General features: G+C 52.4%; 5 protein-coding genes. All 5 read left to right on the top strand.

Annotated elements, in window-relative coordinates:
- The first annotated feature begins 23 nt into the window (after positions 1-23).
- On the top strand, positions 24-1301 hold the full coding sequence (fabD, locus tag BLQ82_RS27500; protein ID WP_062525437.1) for an ACP S-malonyltransferase: 1278 nt from the start codon (positions 24-26) through the stop codon (positions 1299-1301).
- On the top strand, positions 1291-6039 hold the full coding sequence (locus BLQ82_RS27495) for a type I polyketide synthase (RefSeq protein WP_074648713.1): 4749 nt from the start codon (positions 1291-1293) through the stop codon (positions 6037-6039). Before fabD ends, BLQ82_RS27495 begins: the two co-directional genes overlap by 11 nt.
- The gene (locus BLQ82_RS27490; RefSeq protein WP_062525433.1) at positions 6036-10799 is read left to right on the top strand and encodes an SDR family NAD(P)-dependent oxidoreductase; all 4764 of its coding nucleotides are present in this window, start codon (positions 6036-6038) and stop codon (positions 10797-10799) included. The genes BLQ82_RS27495 and BLQ82_RS27490 overlap by 4 nt, the downstream gene beginning before the upstream one ends.
- Entirely contained in the window at positions 10792-18762 is a 7971-nt protein-coding gene (locus tag BLQ82_RS27485; protein ID WP_062525431.1) for a hybrid non-ribosomal peptide synthetase/type I polyketide synthase, read from the top strand. The genes BLQ82_RS27490 and BLQ82_RS27485 overlap by 8 nt, the downstream gene beginning before the upstream one ends.
- Positions 18763-18766: 4 nt before the next feature.
- Positions 18767-22826 (top strand): beta-ketoacyl synthase N-terminal-like domain-containing protein (locus BLQ82_RS27480; RefSeq protein ID WP_074648710.1); only part of this gene is annotated, 4060 nt, incomplete at its 3' end.

The raw sequence follows: 22826 nt of genomic DNA, 5'->3' as shown, positions 1-22826 counted from the left end.
GTAAATAAAGGGAGGATACACATATGATAAAAATTGCTTTGCTGTTTCCGGGTCAAGGAAGCCAGTACAATATGATGGGCAAATCTCTGTATGAAAGCTCTGCTGAGGCAAGGGAGATTTTTAGCAGAACCAACGATATCCTGGGCTATGATCTGCTTGCTGTCATCAATGAGGGGAATCTGGATAAATTAACGCGGACTGAATTTGCCCAACCGGCGATCTTTGCCTACAGCTATGCGATTTTTCAATCGATCTGGAAAGAAAAAAAGTTTTTCCCGTCCTTTATGGCCGGCCACAGCTTAGGGGAGATTACGGCACTTACCTGCGCAGGTGTGTTTACGTATGAAGATGCCCTGCGCCTGGTAATGGAGAGAGCGTCCCTGATGCAGCAGGCTACAACAGACGGGCAGGGGGGGATGGCTGCCATTAACGGCCTGCATCCGCTCCTGGTGGAGGAGGAGTGTGCAAGGCTTTCGAATGACGATGATAAAATCGTGGTGGCTAATTACAATTCCTCGAATCAAGTGGTGATTTCCGGGTCCAAGGCGCTGGTCACGCAGGCAGCGGAAAATCTGGCGAAGATCGGGGCAATCAGCATTCCGCTCCAGGTTTCCGCTCCTTTCCATACGCCTTATCTTGAAATCAGCAATCAAATATTCCAGCGTGTCCTGGCCGCTACGGATATGTCCGCCATCAATTGGCCGGTTCTGTCCAATGTGGATGCGAAGCCCTATTCCGATACCGAAGGAATTCGTACCCGGCTCAGCATGCAAATGGTCAGCGCAGTGAGATGGAAGGAAACGATTGATTATTTGCTGCGCCAAGGCGTGAACACCTTTATCGAGCTGGGTCCGAAATCGGCTTTGACCAATCTGATCAAACGTGATTTCTCGCATGTGCGCGCCTTTTCTTATGAGGAGCATTACCAGGAGATTATGGCAATCATCGATGAGCAAATCGCCGAAAAACGCCCTACTCTGGTGTCGCGCTCTTTAGCTATCGCGGTGTGTACACGAAATCAGAACTGGGATGAGGCGGAGTACCAGCGGGGCGTGATTGAGCCTTACCGGAAGGTGCAGGCACTGAGCAACCGGCTGGAGGAAGAAGGCAGCGAAGAGTCTATCGAGGATATGAAACAGGCAATCGAGATGCTCCGTTCTGTTTTTGTTACCAAAAAGGTGCCGCTGGAAGAGCAGAGGGAACGCTTCACGCAAATTTTTGATGAAACCAAAAAAAGACATCTCTTTGATGACTTTGCCGCGCTCATGTTTGACGAAAAGGAAACTGTGTATGAAAAATAAACCTCTGTTCAATCAGATTCAACTCGATTTGGAAGAGGAGCTCCCCCTTTCCTGTGAATCTGCTGAATCAGAGGAAGCTCTCCGCAAAGACATTGCGGTCATTGGGCTGGCAGGGAAGCTGCCTGATGCTCGGAACGCCAGGGAGTACTGGACCAATATTACGCTTGGCAGGGATTCAATCCGCCAGATCCCCGTGTCCCGCAAACAGGACTATGAAGAGGTCATGTCCGCATTGCTGAAAAAGGATTGTCAAAAGGACCAGGCGGAGTATGCGGAAAGCGGTTATTTGGACCGGGTTGACGGGTTCGATTGCGAATACTTCTCCATTTCACCGAAGGAGGCGAAGCTGATGGACCCCAATCAGCGCCTCTTTTTGCAATGCTGTGTGGAGGCAATGGAAGATGCCGGGTACGGGAAAGGCAGACTGGGTGGAAGCCCAACCGGTGTTTTTTTAGGGTACAGCAGCGATTTCGGGGGAGAATACAAGCATTTGCTCAGCGGGGAGAGCGCAGAGCTGGCTGATCTGGCGATGACGGGCAACATCAAATCGATTATCCCGGCACGCTTGGCCTATTGGCTGGATGTGCACGGACCCAGCCTGCTGGTCGATACGGCATGCTCCTCTTCGCTGGTCGCCGTTCATCTCGCCTGCCAGTCCATTCGCCGCGGAGAGTGCGGGATGGCATTTGCCGGGGGAGTAAAGGTACAATTGCAGCCTTTTGACAAATCCAGCACCGGTATTGGCATCGTCTCCTCCGGGTTCAGAACGAGAACCTTTGATCAGGATGCCGATGGAACCGGCCTTGGGGAGGGTGCGGGAGTCGTTCTGCTGAAGGATGCCAAGCAGGCGATACAGGATGGGGACCATATTTATGCCCTCATCAAAGGAAGTGCCATCAATCAGGATGGACAATCGATTGGCATTACCGCGCCTAACTCCAAAGCACAGGAGGAGCTGATTATCCGGGCATGGAAGGATGCGGATGTTCATCCGGAGACCATTTCTTTGATTGAGGCCCATGGGACGGCAACCCGCTTGGGCGACCCTGTTGAGATTGACGGAATTACAAGGGCTTTTGACAGATACACGAGAAAAAAACAGTTTTGCGCGATTGGCTCCATTAAAACGAATATCGGGCATTTGGACCATGCGGCAGGGATTTCCGGCTTGCTGAAATGTATTCTGGCATTGCAGCATGAGACATTGCCGCCGACGATACATTTCCAGTCCCCGAACCCGAATATCAGTTTCCATGATTCCCCGGTTTACGTGAATGATGCGGTGCGTTCCTGGGAGAGCGGCGACCATCCCCGAAGATGCGGGATCAATTCCTTCGGATTAAGTGGAACCAATTGCCATATGATCCTGGAGCAGTACAAAGAGCCAGCGGCGCTTGAGCGTGCAGGGAAGCGCAGCGCAGACCGCTGGAACATAATGGCGTTATCGGCCAAGAACAGTGATGTGCTGCGCAGGCTCGTCTCTGAGTATCACCAATTCATCAATCAGTCAGAGGCAATTGATCTGGACAACTTGTGCTATACGGCGAATACCGGCCGGGACCATTATGCGCATAAGGCGGCAATCGTGTTCAGAAACCGGATGGATTTGCTTGAGAAGCTCCAGTCGCTTAAGCAGGCGGGAATAGAGAAGAGCTCCATGGAACAAGTCTATGTGCGGCCGGGGCATGAACATGCTAACGCCAATATCCCCGTTTCCTGTCCTGATGTACAGGGGATCGTCCAAGAGATGAGGGCTGCAGCTGATCAGCATCGTGTACCCCTTCTGCAGCAATTGGCACAGTTGTATGTACAGGGGGAAGCTATTCCTTGGCAAAGCTTGTATGCGCACGGACGTTATCAGTTAATCAGCTTGCCTGCCTATCCGTTTCAGGAAACCCGCTGCTGGATCGAACCCAAAGCGTATATGACAAAGACGGGACCGCTTGTCGATCAATGTCTGGTCCGCAGCAACGGGGTTGAAGTTTATGAAGCCCGGTTCTCCTGCGATACCCACTGGGTTGTGGCTGAACACAAAATTGTGGACTATTATGTGCTGCCCGGAACGGCTTATCTGGAGATCGTCGCTCAAATCCTGAAGCAAACTGTTTCTGAACAGGGCGGGCTGATGATGGAAAATTTCATGTTCCTGCAGCCGCTGCAGATGAAGGAGCATGAAGAAAAGAGTGTCCACATTGTGCTGACCAGGCAAAAGTCAGGGATTGATGTCATGATCACCTCCCTCTCCGGGGAGCTGCCGGATGAATGGGTGATTCACTGTAAAGGAAAAGTGAGCATCCTGCACGGGGAGAAGCCAAATCGGCGGGTTGCCCTCCCGGATATTCTGCAGGAATCGAAAAGACAATCCGTTGCCGGCTATAAACCCGGAGCAGAGGCTCCCGTCCAGACCGGTCCGCACTGGGAGTGCATGAAAGAGATTTATGTGGAGCCTGACAGAATCGTTGCCTATTTTGAACTGCCTGCTCCTTTTGCGGCAGAGGTTCACGCCTATACCATGCATCCGTCCATGCTGGATTGTGCGGTTAATATTCCCATCAGCCAGATTCGTGACGGGTTATTTTTGCCGTTTACTTATAAAAGGATCAGGTTTTATGGCAACATGCCGAACAGATTTTACAGCATGCTGCAGATGAAAAATAACCAGACAGCAGAGCTGCAAGAAACGGCTTCATTCGATATCGTGCTGTTCGATGAAGCCGGGGAAGTCTTTGCAGAAATTGAAGAGTACTCGTTGAAACGGGTGCATATCGAGTCATCCTCTTCCGCTCCGGTATTGCCTGGAGGATTGTTCCATCGGCTGCAGTGGGAGCGGCAGCCGCTTCGTGAACTGGAGCAAGCTGAGGGCAACATACCGCTTACGCTTGTCTTTGCCGGACAAGATCCGCTTTCACATAGGCTTCTTGCTGCTTTGCAAGAGAGAGACATGCCATTTATTTCGGTAGTTATGGGTGAATGCTTCAACAAAAAGGATGATCATCATTACCGGATCAGCGGGAACCAACAAGATTTTGACCGGTTATGCGGGGAGATCCAGACAAGAGGTGTGCAGCGGATTCTCCACTGCTTCTCTTGGAACCATGCCTCCTCTCTTCCAGGCAGCGATGTAGAGCAGGAGATGAACAAGGGGCTGTTCAGTCTTTTTTATCTCACCAAAAGCTTGGTTGCCCATAACATCCGGGAGAAGATCGAACTCGTCCTTATGGCTGATTTGGCGTATCAGGTTACACTGAACGAGCCTTGGCTGAACCCGATGCACAGCGCCTTCTACCATCTCGGCAAGGTGGTCAGCAGTGAATACGCCAACCTGCGTTGCCGCTGCATTGATCTGGACCCGGAAACGGAGGTCACTGCGCTTCTGGCTGAGCTGGACAACCTGCCAGACCATTACGTAACCGCGTATAGAAAAGGCGAACGGTACGGTCAAAGGATGATGGAGCTTCCGCTGTCCAATCCGGTGCCCCAAGAGCTGATTCTGTCAAGCTCGGGCTGTTATCTGATCACGGGCGGGACAGGCGGCCTGGGGCTGACTACCGCGGCTCATCTCGCGCATAAGAAACCGGTCAATCTGGTGCTGGTCAGCCGCTCCGGGTTCCCGGGTGAAGCGGAATGGGAGGAGATTCTCCAAAAAGGAGAAGAGCATGAGGTCATACGGCGGATCAAAATCCTGCAGCAGATCAAAGAGAACGGCAGTACATATACGTTCTATAGAGCAGACATTTCACGCAGAACCGATCTGGAAAATGTGCTGCAGGATGTAAGAAGCAGGTTTGGCAGCATTAATGGCATAGTGCACGCCGCTGGAGTAGCCGGAGATCAATTCCTGTTCAATAGGGAAGAACAGCGCTTCCGTGAGGTTGTTGAGTCCAAAATCGCAGGCAGCATCTATCTGGCGGAATTGATTACCGAGCCTCTGGAATTTTTTGTTTGCTATTCTTCCGTGTCCTCCCTGGAGGGCACGCCCGGACAAGGAGATTATGTGGCGGCCAACGGTTTTCTGGATAGCTTTGTTTACACTCTGCCCGCCAATCAAAACGGCATCACGCTCAACTGGGCACCTTGGGCAGAGATTGGCATGGCCTATGATTATGGAACGTTCAAGCAAGAGCTGATCTTCAATTTGCTGCCTACTCGCGTGGCGATGTCCGCATTTGACGCTGCCTTGGCTTCAGGCGAGAAACAGGTGGTGATCGGAACCATCAACAAAGAAAATGCGGCGAAGAATTTCCGCAGCAGCTTCTTTTATGAGGGCAATAACCTGCTGATGAATTACGTGAAGCCGCAGCTTGTTGTTCAAGCTAACCCTCCTGCCCAAGCATCCGCCGCTCTAGCGGAAGGAAGGACCTATAACGGCTCGCCGCAGGCCATAAAAGAGCTGATTCGCCAGTTGTGGGTGACTCTGCTGGAATCAGAATCCATAGGGCTGGACGATGCTTTTACCTCTATTGGCGGCAATTCGATCTTTGCTGTGTATTTGCTGCAGGAACTCGAAAAAGCTTTTCCAGGCATGCTGGGAATCTCGGATATTTTTACGTATCCCACGATTAACAAGATGGCTGAATATGTATATTCCCGAATGGAACAAGATCAACCTTCCTCCTCCGCTAAAGCGAATCCTAGCCAGGAGGATGAGGATCACGACCTCGATCAGATATTACATCGCTTAGCCAATGGCGAATTGGATATAGATGAGGTTGAGCGATTGCTGGGAGAAGACGAATGAAGGAAACCAAAAAATACATCTATCAACAGATCAAAGATCAGCAGTTATCCGTCGACAAGTCCAAGGTTATTTTAAAAGAAATCAAACAGGCATCTGTAAAAAAGCATAAGGATATCGCGGTCATCGGGATGGCCGGGCGCTTTCCGGGGGCCTCCAATTTAGATGAATACTGGAATAATCTGTTGAATGAGGTTGATTGCATCGGCGATTTCCCCGAGGGCAGACAAAAGGGCGTCGAAGGTTTCATCCAGAAGGGTGTGCCAGACCCGCTCCAGAAGATAACGTATGAAAAAGGGGGATATTTGGAGCAGATTGATCAGTTCGATTCCGGGTACTTCAAAATTTCCAATAAAGAATCGGAAATGATGGACCCCATCCAGAGGCTGCTGCTGACCACAGTTATGGAGAGCATTGAAGATGCCGGGTATGGCGGCAGCCGGATGGTATCCTCCAGAACGGGAGTGTTTATCGGAAGAGATCATACGGTGGGAAACATGTACACACACTTGCTGGATCAGACGGATGAGCTTGCTCTAACCGGGTCGTATACGGGGATTTTGTCCAGCCGCATCTCTTATTTCCTGGATCTGAAGGGTCCGAGCATCGTCTTGGATTCGGCTTGTTCATCCGGACTGTTGGCCATACACGATGCCTGCCAGGCGATCCGGAACAACGAGTGCGATATGGCGATTGCAGGCGGAGTCTGTCTGGTTTTTTTTCCTATGAAAAATCCGGCGTTTGGTTTGGTGGAATCCAAGCTGCAGTTGTTGAAGCCGTTCGATAAACAGGCAGATGGAACCTTGTGGGGAGAAGGAATCGGATCATTGCTGCTGAAGCCGCTGGATAAAGCGATTGAGGACCGCGATCCTATCCATGCGGTGATCAAAGGGAGCGCTGTGAATAACGACGGCAGATCCAACGGGCTTACGGCACCCAATGCGCTTGCACAAGAAGAGCTATTCACACAAGCTTGGATAAATGCGGAGATTGCGCCTGAAACCATCGGTTTTTACGAAGCGCATGGGACCGGTACCGTTCTTGGAGACCCGATTGAGGTCCAGTCGCTCAGCAATGCTTTTCGAAAATACACCTCTAAAAAACAGTTCTGCGGCATCGGCTCTGTGAAATCGAATATTGGCCATTTGGCGGCGGCTTCGGGAATTGCCTCGGTGATGAAAGCCATTCTGTCACTCAAGCATCAGAAACTCGTCAGCACCCTGCACTTTGATGATCCCAATCCGTTTATCGACTTTGTAGGCTCCCCAATCTACATGGTCAATAAGCTGCAAGAGTGGAAGCGGGTGCAGGAGGATATCCCGCTGCGGGCAGGCATCAGCTCTTTCGGCTTTAGCGGGACGAATCTCCATCTCGTGCTTGAGGAAGCGCCAGTCAGCAACAAACAGGATCAGGCAAGCCGTCCGTATCATGTTTTTACGGTTTCAGCTAAAGAGAAAACGGTTCTTCTTGAGTGGGTATCCCGTTATCTCCATCATATTCAGCACACCGGTGATGTACAGTTGGCTGACCTGTGTTACACCGCTGCGACAGGAAGAGGGCATTATGCGTACCGGCTTGCTCTAATCGTCCGGGATATACAGGAGTTACAAGAAAAATTGCATCGCCTCGCCAACGAGCCTCCCATAATGGGACAGTCAGGCGACGGGATCTATTACGGTGAATTCAAAATCGTTCCCGAAAGCAAGAAGGATAAAAGCACCGGGGAGACAACTGAGTCCGGCTTGAATCTATTGCATGAACAGGCACGTGCGGCGCTTGCGGCCTATTCCGGTCAGAATATTCAGGCGGTTTCGGACATTTGCCGCCTGTACGTTCAAGGAGCCGAGATTGATTGGGAGGTTTGGTACCAGCCCGGCGGGTACCGGCGGATTCCACTTCCTGTGTATCCGTTCCAAAGGACAAGCTTTTGGCCGCAGGCAGACCATTCGCCGCGAAGCCGCACGCTCCTGTCTTCTTCAAGCGAAGGTTTACCCGGCCGCAAAGTATTGGAAACCTATCAGCAATCGGTTTATGAAGTTGAACTGCGTGTAGAAGAACAATGGCTGCTGCGGGAACATCGGATGATGGGGTACTCTATCGTTCCGGCAACGGGGCTGATTGAGTGGGCCCGTCAGATAGGCCGCAGCCATGTTGGGAACGTTGCGTTCGGCCTGCAGGATTTTCGTTTTATTAACCCCCTGATTGTCGGTGAGCGCGAAGGGCATCAAGTCCATACGCTGGTAGAACAGCAGGACAGCCAGCTCCGGCTGCAAATCGCCAGCCGCGCCATCCCCGGCAATGCGGGGAGCAATAATGAGTGGAGCCTGAATGCCGAAGGGAAAATTATACCTTTCAAGCACGCCGGGGCTGCCAGAGTAGATATTCAACAGCTCCTGGAAGATAACGAGTGGGAGCAATTTGAACCGGATTTTGACAGTATTGCGGGTGACACTGCTTTTGGTCCACGCTGGAACAACATCCAGCAATTGTCCCAAAGCAATGACCGTGTGCTGGTTCACGTGAAATTGGGAGAACGCTATGCAGAGGATTTTTCGGCATACGGTTATCACCCGGCTCTGCTCGATACTGGATTGAATGCGGTCACGATGTTTATTTTACGCGATTTGTATCTGCCGTTTTCCTTCAAGAAATTCACTTTCTATGACAGCATGCCAGATTCCTTTTACAGCTATTTGTGCAGAAGAGAAGCCGGGGGAGATAACAAGGAGACTATTTCCTACGACATCAGCCTGTTCGATGAGCAAGGGAATGTGTTCGCGGAAGTAGAGAACTACACCTTAAAAAAAGTGTCCGCAGCAATGGTCACCAAGGACCTGTTCCATCAGCTCCATTGGGTGAAGGAGCCCCGGCAGGCAGCGGGAAGAAACATGACGGACGGCGCTGTCCTGCTGTTTGGAGACGAAAGAGGACGAGCCGGCGAATTGATCCGGCTGCTTGCGGCAAGAGGTGCAGAGGTGATTCGGGTCCATCACGGTGGGAAGTATAGGCAAGAACAGGACTCCAGCTACACGGTAGGCAATGAGGAAGGTGATTATCAACGCTTGTTCGCTGATCTGCAAGGCCGGAACGTCAGCAGAATCATTCATAGCTACGCTCTGGATGCGGGAGGTGAAGCCGCCGGACCCGGCAATCTGCAAGCACTTCAGGCATTTCAGGCGAAGAGCATCCAAAGTCTGTTCTATACAGTGAAGTCGCTGGTCCAAGCCAAATACAAGCAGGAGATTGATCTGGTGCTGTTAGGGCAGTATGGCTTTGAGATTACCGGGCATGAGGAAGCGCTTGAACCTTGCCAGACCGCCTTCTTCAATCTCGGAAAGGCCGTGGCGGCAGAGTACCCGAATGTGAGCTGCCGCAGTATTGACCTGGACGGGCAGACAGAATGGACAGCCATACTGGAAGAAATAGAGGATGGGCAGGATGTCTATCAGGTCGCCTATAGGGGAAATGAACGGTATGTTCAGGAGTTTGGCCGTTATACAGGGGAATGGGTACAGTCCGGGCAGCCGCCGGAGCTTCAAGAAGACGGCTTGTATCTGATCACTGGCGGAACAGGCGGGATCGGGCTCGAAACCGCCAGGTATTTGTCCTCACGTAACAAGATTTGCCTGGGCCTGTTAAGCCGTGGCGGGCTGAACGAAACTGACGGAAAGCAAAGCCGGAGAATGGAGATTCTGAAAGAGATCGAACGCTCGGGAAGCCGGGTGATGGTGTGTCCATGCGATGTCACAGATGAGCAGAAGCTTGCTGCCAGTCTGGCAAAGCTGAGGGAAACCTTCGGTCCGGTCAAGGGAGTCATCCACGCGGCTGGAATTGCCGGCAGCGGATTTTTGTTCACCAAATCCTGGCCGGATTTCAGCAGGGTCACAAAACCAAAAATAGAAGGTACTTATCTGCTGCATAACCTGATAGAGGAGCCTCTCGACTTTTTCATGATGTTCTCTTCGGTTGCAACACTGGAAGGAAGTCCGGGCCAGGGCGACTACATTGTGGCGAACGGCTATTTGGATGGGTTTGCCCACTATTTGCGCAGACAAGGGGTTCGTGGAACCACGCTGAACTGGGCAGCCTGGGAAGAGGTTGGCATGGCTGTGGACTACGGTGCGGTAACGGGCAGCGGCATCTGCAAGCCATTGAAAACGCATGAGGCGTTAGCCGCTGTGGGACAAGCGATAGCCATGGACTGCAGCCAGGTGATGATCGGTTCACTTAACCTGGATATGCTTGAGGCCGTGCAAGAAGGCTCCTTCTTAAGGATAGAGGATGGACTTATCCGCAGGCCGGGTGTCCCCAAAACGGCTGTCCATGATACCTTCCCGTTTACCATCACGGGGCGCGCCGACGGCAACTATAATGAAATCGAACAAGCCCTATCGCGAATCTGGGCAGAAACGATGCATTTGCCGTCTGTGAATATCTACAGCAGTTTTCTGGATATTGGCGGCGACTCATTGATCGCAACCCAACTGCTCAGAAAGTTGGAAATTGAGTTTCCAGGCATCCTCGACTTGCCGGATTTGTTCACTTATTCTTCGGTGGCTGAGCTTTCCGGCTATATTATGCAGCAGCGCGACCGGCAGCAAGTAAAGCCTGCCGAATCCGCAGCGGCAGATCGTAGTCCCGCTTCCGGGGATTCCCTTGACGTGCAGCTGCAATCGATTATGAACCAGCTTACTTCCGATGAACAAACCGTAGAAGATTTGGTGGAGCTTTTATCACAACGGAGGAATCGTATTGATGAGTAACATCGATCTGTTGAATGCCGAAATTCTGGAGAGCGTCAAGGCCAACCGTCTGGACCAAAAGCTCGCGCTGAAAATTCTGCACCAATTAAACAGCAGCCCGGCGGCAGCGGAGAACCGTACAACCGATGATATCGCCATCATTGGCCTCGCCTGCCGCTTTCCTTTTGCCGATACGCTTGAGCAATACTGGGACAACCTGCTTAACGGGATCAATGGCATCACTGATTTTCCCCTGAAGAGACGTAAGGATGTTGATCCTTTATTGCAAAAAATAATGGGGACGCCCGTATACGGCAAAGGAAGCTATCTGGAAGAAGTTGATTCATTCGATGCTGAATATTTTCGCCTGTCCCCCAAGGAAGCCGAGTTCATGGACCCCCATCAGCGCTTGATGCTGGAAGTTGCCGCTGAAGCGATTGAAGATGCCGGCTATATGGGTGAAAAAATATACGGGACACAAACAGGAGTGTTCATTGGAAGGGACCACCACTCTTCCGGACTGTATCAACAATTCATCGACTCCTCCAACGAGTTGGCCATGACCGGCAATCTTCCCAGTTTTATTTCGGGAAGGATTGCCTTTTTCTTTAATTTGACCGGCCCCAACCAGGTCATTGATACCGCATGCTCCTCCGGATTAGTTGCCCTGCACCAGGGCTGTGAATCGCTTAGGCATAAAGAATGTAAAATGGCCATTGTCGGCGGAATCAGTCTCAACCTGCTGCCGCTGGCCAACTCTTCGTTCAAAATTGTGGAAAACAATGACGGCAAGGTGCGCCCCTTCGATAAGAATGCCCAGGGGACGACTTGGGGAGAAGGGCTGTCTGCCATCATGATAAAACCGTTGCGGGAAGCGCTCAAAGACAAGGACCGGATTTATTCGGTGGTCAAAGGCAGCGGCGTGAACAGCGATGGAGCCTCCAACTATATTACAGCTCCCAATCCGGAGGCTCAGGAGCGGCTGCTGATTGATGTATGGACTAAGGCCGGAATACATCCGGAAACCATTTCTTACATCGAAACCCACGGGACAGGAACGGTGGTTGGAGACCCCATCGAAGTGAAGGCGATGAAGCAGGCCTTTGATCAATATACGGCTAAAAAACAGTTTTGCGGCCTTGGCTCTGTAAAGTCCAATATCGGTCATCTCGTAGGGGCTTCCGGGATGGCCTCCCTCCTCAAAGTCATCCTGTCAATGAAGCACCAGCAGCTGGTTCCCACGATCCATTTTGAAGAGCCGAATCCCTATATTCCATTCTCCCAGTCGCCATTCTATATGGTGGACAGGCCGCTTGCCTGGGAAGCAGCCCAAGGGCCGCGGCGCGCGGGCATCAGTTCTTTTGGCTTTAGCGGCATGAACTGTCATGTGCTTCTGGAGGAGTGGCAGCAGCAGGAAGATCAGCAGGCGGTGGGGGAGGAACCGGAGGTGCCGCGGATTTTTCCCGTGTCTGCCAAAACGAAGTCCGGTTTGCTGGAGTTACTGCAAAGGTACTCTCAATTTCTGCAAACCAATCAACACGCGGATTTTCAGAATCTCGTCTACACGGCTCAGCTTGGCCGGGAGCATTTCGCCCACCGGCTGGCTATTATCGCCAGTAATGCCTCTGAGCTATGGCGGAAAATCGCTTCGATCCTGTTGAACGGTGTGGACCAGCTCCCTGAATCCATTGGGTATTACGGGTATTTCCCCATCCGGCAAAAGGCGAAAAATAATATGGCTCAGCAGGATCTGTCGGAGGCCAAAACGCGGGCTGCTTACGAAAAAGCCCATCAGCTGGTCCAACATATCGCTGAGAATTCTGCACAGGCTGCTGACGGCTCTCTTGATGAGCTGGCTCAATCATATGTCCAGGGTACGCGCGTGAACTGGACAGCACTATGGACCGGACAAGCCGTGCAGACGGTCCGGCTCCCGGTTTATCCTTTTGCCAAAACAAGACACTGGCCGGCACCGGAGCCAAATGAAGGAGCATTCCAGGGTGTTCCGGGTCATCTTCCGGGCGAGTGTACCGTCAAGACAGCGGGAATGCGGATATACGCTGCGAAGCTGTCCGGCAAAGAGCATTGGCTTCTGCAAGAGCACCGCATTCACGATAATGGGGTATGGCCGGGAGTGGCCTATCTCGAAATGGCCAAGGCCGCAAGCGGGTATTTCTTTGCCGGAAAGAATGTAGAGCTGAGGCAGGTCACCTTGCCGAATATGCTGATCTGTCCGCCGGATGAGACCAGGGTTGTTCATACGATTATTCATGAGGAGCATGATCATGCTGCCTTTACGATAGCCAGTATGAAGGAAAGCGGGCATACGGAGAACTGGATCATTCATGCACAAGGGGAAATTCATCCGCTGGCTGAGCACAAGAAGACTGTGCTTGCGCTGGAACCACTGATTCAGGAGATGAACGAGGAGAGCGTTGAGGTGTTTACACCGATTTTTACAGCGGGAATCCAGTATGGTCCAAGATGGAAGTGTATCCGCAGGTTTTACCAGAACGACAGTTCTGCTGTGCTCCATATCGGATCAACGGATGATGCTTCAGCGCGTGAAGAATGTTCACTTCATCCTGCACTTATGGACACGGCGCTCAGTTTCTGGCATCTGCTGCGGCAAAGGGAAGAAGCCGCTGATATGCCGGCGTTTCCCTTCTATTATGAATCCATCCGCATCTTTGGGGGGATGCCGGCTTCCTTTTTCAGCTATGTGCGGAAAAGGGAGACTCACGGAGATAACCGGGAGACGGTCTCCTACGATATCAGCCTGATCGATGAGGCAGGCAACGTTTTCGTGGAAGTGGAGAATTATACCTTAAAGAAAGTCTCTCCGGCGCTGATTTCAAAAGACCTTTTCTACGGGTTAAATTGGGTGAAGTCTCCACGGCCGGACGGAGGAAGCACAAGAGGGGGGACTGTACTCCTGTTCGGAAACGAGTGCAGAGCAACCCGGGAATTCATCAGGCACATGGAGGCAGAAGACGTTGAGCTGATTCAGGTCGTCCAAGGGGAGGCGTATCGCAAAGAGAACGACAGCCGGTATGCAGTCGGCAATGAGGCAACGGATTATGTTCAGTTGTTTGCCGATTTGCAGGGCCGAAACGTAAGCCGGATGATTCATGGTTATGCCCTTGACGAAAACTACGGGGCAGACAGTCTCTCCAGTTTGCAGGAGGTCCAGAAAAAGAGTGTCCAAAGCCTGTTTTTTATCGTCAAAGCGTTGGTTCAGGCGAAATACAAAGAGCAGATCGATTTGGTGCTGCTCGGCAAGCACGGCTATGAGGTCACCGGAGGCGAAAAAGAGCTTGAGCCCTGCTATGCGGCCTATTTCAATCTGGGGAAGGTCGTGAATACGGAGTATCCGAATCTGAAGTGCCGCAGTATCGACCTGGGCGATGAGACCGGATGGGAAGCGGTAATGGAGGAAATCTTCGGGGAGCGCATGGCGTATCAGGTGGCCTACCGCGGGAATGAGCGGTTTGTCGAGGAGCTTGCCCGCTATGCAGAAGAAGAGCCGGAAGAGCCGCTTGCACTGCAGGAAGGCGGCTTATATGTAATCACCGGCGGAACCGGCGGGATCGGGCTGGAGCTTGCCAGGTACCTGTCTTCCAAGAACAAGGTGAAGCTGGGACTCTTAAGCCGCAGCGGCCTGCCGCCCCGTGAGACATGGGTGGACATCAGTCAAAGCGGAGCAGAGACGGGAACAAGCCGGAAAATTAAAATTCTGGAAGAGATCGAACGCTCAGGCAGCCAGGTCATGATATGTCCGTGCGATATCACTGATGGGCAGGAACTTGAACACTGCCTGATGCAGCTGAGAGAAGCGTATGGACCGGTCAAAGGGATCATCCATGCGGCAGGAATCGCCGGCAGCGGTTATCTGTTTACCAAAGACTGGTCTGATTTTACCAGGGTGACAGCGCCCAAGATCGAGGGCACTTACCTGCTGTACAGCTTGCTGCAGGAGCAGCCGGACTTTTTTGTGCTGTTCTCCTCAATAGCGACCCTGGAAGGCAGTCCCGGCCAAGGGGATTACGCAGCGGGGAACGGCTATCTTGACGGGTTTGCCCACTTTCTGCGCAGAAAAGGGGTCCGCGGGCTTACCCTTAACTGGACTGCCTGGGAAGAGACGGGCATGGCGCTGGAATACGGCGCATTGGAGGGCAGCGGAATATTCAGACCGTTGAAAACCGCTGTAGCCGTCCGTGCGTTCAGCCGGGCCCTCCAGTTGGAGCAGCCCCGCGTGATGATTGCAGACATACGTTTGGATCAGCTGGATGAATCGGTTATTCAAAAGTTACCATTACAGCTATCGCCTGATCTCAGGAGGACCGGCAATCGGTTTGCCAAGCCCCGTCCCGTTGCAGCGGCGGCCGGCAACATTGCAATTATAGGCAAAAGCGGGGCCGCGATAAGCGAAATGGAACAAGCAGTAGCGCAATTGTGGGCGAAGACATTTGGTTTGACGGAAATGGATATATCGAAGAACTTCTATGAGCTGGGCGGAGATTCCATCCTGGCTACGCAGATGGCTAATCTCCTGAATACACATCTGCACCAGAAGCTGAGTATTGCCGAAATTTTTGAATATCCAACGGTCTCCGAGCTTGCGGTTTACCTGGAGCAATCTCTGCCTTCACGAAATGAGGCTCCCGTAAAGGCGGCAAACTCAGAGGCTCCAAACGCCGGTTATGATCTTTCCAGGGCACAGCACCGGATTTGGTTTTTGCAGAACTATGATCCCCAGACGACGGCCTACCATTTGCCGGTTATCAAGCAGCTCCGCGTGGCGGTTGATCTGGCGGTCCTCCAGCAGGGGCTCGACATCCTGACCCGGCGCCACTCTTCGCTGCGGACCGTAATCAGGAATGTGAACGGGGTTCCGAAGCAGTTTGTTGTGCCGGACAGAGTTCATGTGATTCATTTTAGGGATTATTCACAGGAACCACACAAGAAACAGCTCTCGTCAAAACGGCTGGAGGAACTGAATACAACCGCTTTTGAGCTGGAGCAAACTTTGTTCCGTGCGGAGCTGCACCGGTATGAGGAAAGCGATTATCTCTTATATATCAATATGCATCATATGATTTCGGATGGATGGAGCATGGGGGTGTTTTTCCGCGAATGGATGGAGCTGTATGACCAAATTCAGTCCAAGCGCCCCATCCAATTAGCGCCGGTTACCTTGCAGCCTGTGGATTGGGTAGAGCAGGAGAAGCTCTGGACCGGGTCCGAGGATTTTTATAACATGGAAAAATACTGGATGAAAGAGCTGGCCCAGCCGCTCCCGGTTCTTGAACTGCCAACCGATTATGACCGCCCGCAATCCATCGCCTATGACGGAAATTATATAAAATTCACGGTTTCAGAAGAGGTAACCGGGCAATTGCGGCTGCTCGCAAGAAAACGTTCAGCGACCCTGTACATGACCGTTCTGGCTATCTATTTTCTTTTTTTGAAGAAACTGAGCCAGGAAGAGGACATAATCGTCGGGTTCCCGGTTTCCGGAAGAGAACAACAGGAATGGGAGAATATCATCGGATTATTTATGAATATGGTATGCATTCGTGTGGATTTCCGGGAGCTTAGCAGCTTTGGCGGGGTATTGGAGGAGGTCAAACGGAAATGCCTAAAAGCCTATGCCAACGGCAGATATCCGTTCAATACACTGGTAGAGAAGCTGAATCCGGAAAGAGACCCAAGCAGAACCCCTGTGTTTTCTACCATTTTTCAGCTATATGATAATGTTCCCCAGGACAATGACAGAATGAGCCTCTACGATTTGAGCTGTATTTGCAAAATGGATGGCGGACAAATTGAAGTCAGGCTGGAATACAAGACCTCACTGTTCACGGAACGGACAATACAAAACTATGCTGGCTATTTAACACACCTGATTAATCAGGTCATCGCGGACCCTGAAGGACGGCTTAGCGGTTATGAATTGTTGGATGCCCGTCACAAAGCGGAGATTATGAATGCATTCCATCCCCTTCCGGTTCCCATGAATCCGCCGGATCAGGTCTGCCGTTTATTTGAAGCACAAGTGGAGCAGAACCCTGACCAAACGGCTGTGGTCTTTGAGGGAGAACGGGTTAGCTACAGGGAGCTGGACGAGCTGTCCAATCAACTGGCCGCTTTTCTGGTGCAGCTTGAACAGGAACCGGCCGATCCGGTTGGCGTCTATCTGGGACGCGGCATCCATATGATTGCTGTGCTTCTTGGCATTCTTAAGTCTGGCCGTCCGTATGTTCCGCTTGATGTGGATTTCCCGCCTGAGCGGATCGCGTATATGATCAGACACAGCGGGCTTAGAACCGTGGTCTCGGACGGTACGTCTATTCCCAGGCTGCTGGAATTAGCCGGTGATGTTCTGAAGGCAGTCATCGATGTTACAGGCGATTCAACCCCAGGGGGAACAGCGGAGCATCTATCCTGCTATAAGTACTCTGACATCCGCAAGCAACCCGTGGCCCAAATCCGGTCCATGGCCGCTTCGGAACTGATGTACATCATTTATACTTCAGGTTCTACCGGAACGCCCAAAGGGGTCATGGTCAGCCAGCAAAATGTGATCAACTATCTTTTGTGGAGCCAGGAACAATTCAAATTAGGTCCGCAGCACAACATGATGCTGGTTACCTCGATCAGCTTTGATATTTCAGTCTTCGAAATCTTTGGTTGTCTGTCCAGCGGGGCAACCCTGCATGTTGTATCGTCAGACAGGCTCAGAGACCCCGCACTATTGTTAGCTTATATTCATCACAACAAGATTAATTTCTGGCACTCGGTACCTGCACTTATGAATCAATTTCTGTTCGGACTCTCTTCTCAGGATGAGCGGGAGTTAGCGTGCCTGCAGCAATTTGCTGCCGTTGCCGTCGGCGGCGAGGCTTGGAGCCCTAAGCTGGCAGGCGATATCCGGAGAAGCTTTCCCCATGCAAAACTATACAATTTGTACGGCCCTACGGAAGCAACGATCTGGGCAACGTGTTATGAATACGCAAGCGATTTGGCCGGCAAAACGATAGTGCCGCTCGGCAAACCGATTTCCAACAACCGGATTTACATTCTGGATAAGGACGGGAACTTGTGCGGGCAAGGGATTTCCGGTGAAATCTGCATCAGTGGAGCCGGTGTCACTCCGGGCTATTTTAGGGACGGGGAGACCACAGGCGGTGTGTACCGCACCCATCCATTTACCGATCAGATCGTATACCACACCGGAGATATAGGGAAATACGGTACGGATGGCCAGCTAGAATATATAGCCCGGAAAGATGGAATGGTCAAGGTAAGAGGTTACCGGATTGAAACAGGTGAAATTGAACATACCCTCTACAGACTGGAAGGGTTAAAGTCGGTTGCTGTTGTAGCGGTAAACGAAGGGGAGTCGAACAAACTGATCTGCTACTATACATCGGCACGCGACATCCCGGTCCGGGAAATTCAAGATACCTTACAACAAACCTTGCCTTTGTATATGATCCCTTCCCGGTTTATCCGTTTGGAAGCCCTGCCCGCTACATCTAATGGTAAAATCGACAGAAAAGCACTGCAGGCACTGCCTCTTCTGAAGGAAGCTACGGAAACAGCGGAGATGCATTTGCCGGAGAATGATGCGGAGGAATTTTTGCTGCATCTGTGGCAAGAGCTATTGGGAATGGAGACCATCGGGACGGATCAAAATTTCTTCGATATCGGCGGAAATTCGCATCTGATCGTCCAGCTTCAAGCCAGAATCGAACAGAAATACATGAAGCGGATCAAGGTCATTGATCTGTTCCGGTGCAAAACGATCCGCGCCATGGCCGATCATATCCAGGGGAGTACACAGGAGCCCGAACCGTCTGACGCAAAAACCAAAACCGGAAAAACAAAGGATGAAATCAGCGATATCCTGCAGCTTCTGGATGAATACAGTGAAGGCGAAACCTCCGTAGAGGAAATCCTGAAAAAACTGGGAGGGTGAGGTCGTGGAAAAAAAGGACGAAATCTATTCCTATATCTTACAAGAAGTCGGTTCCGGACATCTGGATAAAAGCATTGCCGCGCACCTGATTCAATACCTCCGGCAGGATCAGGGAAAAGAGGCGGATACAGACATTGCGGTCATCGGGGTTGCTTCCCGCTTCAGCAATATTGGCAGCACAGCAGAAGTAGAACAGCTTCTCACCCTGGGTGTGGATTGCATTCAGGAGCTCCCTGTCAGCAGGAAAGAACAGGCCGACCTGTTTCTCCCCTTGTTTCAGGTAGAGAAGGATCGCGCGCAGTATGACAAAGCCGGATATCTATCCGGGATTGATGCATTTGATTTTGCCTTTTTTAATATTTCCCCCAGGGAAGCAAGCCTCATGGACCCGAACCAACGCTTGTTTTTACAGCTGGCCTGGGAAGCCATTGAGGAATCCGGTTATGGGGGAACCCAACTGACGGGCAGTAAAACAGGCGTGTTTATCGGCTACAGCTCGGACTTTGGCGAGGAGTATAAGAAAGGCATTCAGATGCTCATGCCGGAAGCTATGGGCGTAGCCATTCCCGGGAATATTAAATCAGTTATTGCCAGCCGGATTTCCCACTACCTGGATTTAAAGGGACCGGCGGTTGTATTTGATACAGCTTGCTCGTCGTCGCTTGTTGCCATTCACTTCGCGTGCAGACAACTCCTCGAAGGCTCCTGCGATCTGGCATTGGCGGGAGGGATCAAGCTGCAGCTGTTCCCGTTGAAGAGCCATGCCCATTTGAAAATCGGCATTGAGTCATCCGATGAGAAAACCAAAACCTTCGATGACAGCTCCAATGGAACCGGAAAAGGTGAAGGAGCCGGAGCCGTTCTGTTGAAGCCTTTGAAAAAAGCTTTGCAGGACAGGGATCATATCCATGCCGTTATCAAAGGCAGCGCGATCAATCAGGACGGCAATTCCATTGGCATCACGGCCCCGAATTCCCAAGCGCAGGAAGAAGTGCTCTGCCGGGCGTGGGAAGAGGCCGGGATCAATCCGGAAGACCTCTCGTATATCGAGGCGCATGGCACGGGGACCAGACTTGGCGACCCTATCGAAATCGAAGGAATCGACCGGGCCTTTTCCCGTTATACCAAGAAAAAACAGTTTTGTGCCATTGGATCAATGAAAACCAATATCGGCCATCTGGACCATGCCGCAGGGATTGCCGGACTTATAAAGGTGATATATTCGCTTAAGAGCAAAAAGCTGTTTCCGTCTCTTCATTTCCTGAAACCGAATCAAACGATTAATTTCAGCGAATCGGCTGTGTACGTAAATGATCAGCTTCAGGAATGGAGAACCCCGGGAATGCCGCGGCTTGCCGGTATCAGCTCGTTTGGACTAAGCGGAACCAACTGTCATATGGTATTGGAGGAAGCGCCGCCGCCGCTGCAAAAGCAGCAACAGGGAGAGAAGATGTACTTCCTCCCGCTGTCCGCTAAAGACGACGGGGCGCTGGGGGAGATGGTTGCAGAGTATATCCAATATTTATATGGAGATTGTCAGATTGATCTGGAAGATCTCTGTTATACCGCCAGTACGGGGCGCGGGCATTACAAACATCGTTTAGCGGTAATCTTCACGGGGTACCAAGATCTGCTTAACCAACTGGAGCGGCTGACGGAACTGGACAAACAGGCACTGACGCTTCACGCGGCCCAACAGTTGAAAGGAATGGAGCACTCAGAGAAAGAGAACTCCTATCGTGCTATAGCGGAACTGTATGTCTCCGGGGGGACAATCGATTGGGCGGATATGTACAAGGGAAAAGCTTGTAATCGTCTGAGCCTGCCGGTCTATCCTTTTCAGAAAACGCGCTGCTGGCTCAAACCGGAAGCGCAGGCTGAATCCAAGCGCTCCGCTTCGGTCAGCAATGTCCATCCTTTGCGTGCAGACATTGCCGGGGAAACACCGGAGCAAGTCACTTATGCAGTCCGCATGTCGGTTAAGGAAGCTTGGGTACTGAATGAGCATAAAGTAGGGAGCGAGTATGTGCTGCCCGGTACAGCGTACATCGAGCTGCTGCTGGAGATCGGGAGGCAGCAGGGCGGGCGGTCCGTCATCAAGGATCTGGCCTTTTTGCAGCCGTTCTCTGTGCAAGAAGGAGAGACTGAGGAGCTGCAGATCACCCTGAATAAAGGGAGCGGCGAGAATGAGTTTTTTATCACCAGCAAGGATCACGCGGACGGGAGCTGGCGCAGGCACGCGGAGGGGAAATTATGCTGCCCTTCCCAGGACCGCAAGCCGTACGACCTCCCTGCGCTACTGGAAGCCTTCCACACTTATCCGAAGATAACGGGCGTCGAAACCAGCGGAGGTTATATTACCACCGGAGCCAGATGGAACAATATCAAAGAGCTGAGGGCGGGGGCAGAGGAATGTCTGGTTGCCGTCGGACTTGGCGATGCGTTTCGGGAAGAGGCCGATCAGTACCATTATCATCCGGCAATGCTTGACAATGCGGTCAATATCGCCATCCGCAGCATCGATGACCAGCTGTATCTGCCTTTTTATTATCAGGAAATCCGGGTCTATGGCCGGATTCCCGCCGACATTTACAGCGTAGTGAGAAGGCAGGACCGGGGGCAGGGCCATCAGACGGCAACCTTTGATATTGACATCCTGAATCCGGCGGGGGAGGTGCTTGCCGAAATTGAGGGCTATACGATCAAGCAAGTGCAGGCCCAAGGACCGGCAGGGATGTATTACGAAAAGGATTGGGTGGTGCAAGACGGTACCCCCTCCCCCGATGCTGACAGCAACGTTTCCCGGGAGACGGTCGCAGTCTTCACAGGAGAGGGAGAAATTGCAGACCGGCTCCTGGAGCAGATTCGTGCACAGTATGGACAGGTGATAGAAGTTTCCGGCGGGGAAGTGCAAAGCCGGGAAGACTATCAGCGGTTATGGGATCGTCTGCAAGCCGGGAATGTGGGAACCCTTATTCATCTGCTGAGCCTCACGGAACGGGAGATTACAACGGAGGCGGAGCTGCATGAGGCTGGAGAGCGGGGATTTTACAGTTTGTATTCCCTGCTGGACAGCCTTTTTGTGCAGCCTTCTTCCGGGGACCTGAAGCTTGTTCTCGTCTGCGACGGGGCGAATCAGGTCACGGGAGAGGAAGCGGTCCTGCGTCCGCATCACGGATGCTTGCTTGGACTGGGCAAGGTGGCGCGGGAGGAATTTCCCCGGGTGCACATCCGCCTTGTGGATGTCGACGGACTCACCCCTCCGGGCAGGATTGTGAACGAATTCAGCCTCCGGGAAGCGCCCTATCAGGTAGCGTACCGGAACGGGCAGCGTTATGTGGAGCGGCTGCGGGAGGCAGTGCTTGAGCCGGATGAAGGGCATTCGCCCATCCAAGAGGGCGGGGTGTATGTCATCACCGGCGGGACCGGGGGCCTGGGGCTGGAAATCGGGAAGCAGATGAGCCGGACGAACCGGGTCAAGCTTCACCTCATCGGCCGCCGGGAGCTGCCTGGGCGTGAAGATTGGGCAAAGATCGTCGCGGCAGGAGCCGGGGAGCAGCGCATCCGGCAAATCGCAGCGATTCAAGAGATGGAGCGAAATGGAGCCGAGGTGCAGATCCATGCCGCAGATGTCGCGGAGGAAGGGCCAATGCGCAGCCTGCTGGAGCGGATACGCAGCGGATCGGGAGCCATCCGCGGCGTCGTTCACGCAGCGGGAGTGGCCGGAGAAGGGCTGCTGGTCCGGAAGACCGCCGGGCAAATCCGGGAGGTCCTGTCAGCCAAGGTAGCCGGAACGTGGGTGCTGGATCAGCTTACACGGGAGGATGAGCTGGATTTCTTCATGATGTTCTCCAGTATGAACACGGTGACCGGGGGAATCGGGCAGAGCGACTATGTAGCAGCGAACAGCTATCTGGATCTGTACGCCGACTGGATGAGGAAGCAGGGGAGGAAGGGGATCACGGTCAACTGGCCGCTGTGGCAGGAGGTGGGGATGGCCCAGGCGTATGAGGTCGATAACCGCCACAGTGTGTTTGAGAGCCTCACGCCCCGGCAGGGTGCGG

It is taken from the genome of Paenibacillus jilunlii (assembly GCF_900102965.1).
GTDB lineage: Bacteria > Bacillota > Bacilli > Paenibacillales > Paenibacillaceae > Paenibacillus_AQ > Paenibacillus_AQ jilunlii.
The sequence above is the reverse complement of the archived record's forward strand: the minus strand, read 5'-3'. Positions and strand labels throughout refer to the sequence as shown.

Bases quoted from the DNA above. Each gene is read 5' to 3' on its own strand.
- BLQ82_RS27495 (WP_074648713.1), top strand. From the start codon at position 1,291: ATGAAAAATAAACCTCTGTTCAATCAGATTCAACTCGATTTGGAAGAG.
- BLQ82_RS27485 (WP_062525431.1), top strand. From the start codon at position 10,792: ATGAGTAACATCGATCTGTTGAATGCCGAAATTCTGGAGAGCGTCAAG.
- fabD (WP_062525437.1), top strand. From the start codon at position 24: ATGATAAAAATTGCTTTGCTGTTTCCGGGTCAAGGAAGCCAGTACAAT.
- BLQ82_RS27490 (WP_062525433.1), top strand. From the start codon at position 6,036: ATGAAGGAAACCAAAAAATACATCTATCAACAGATCAAAGATCAGCAG.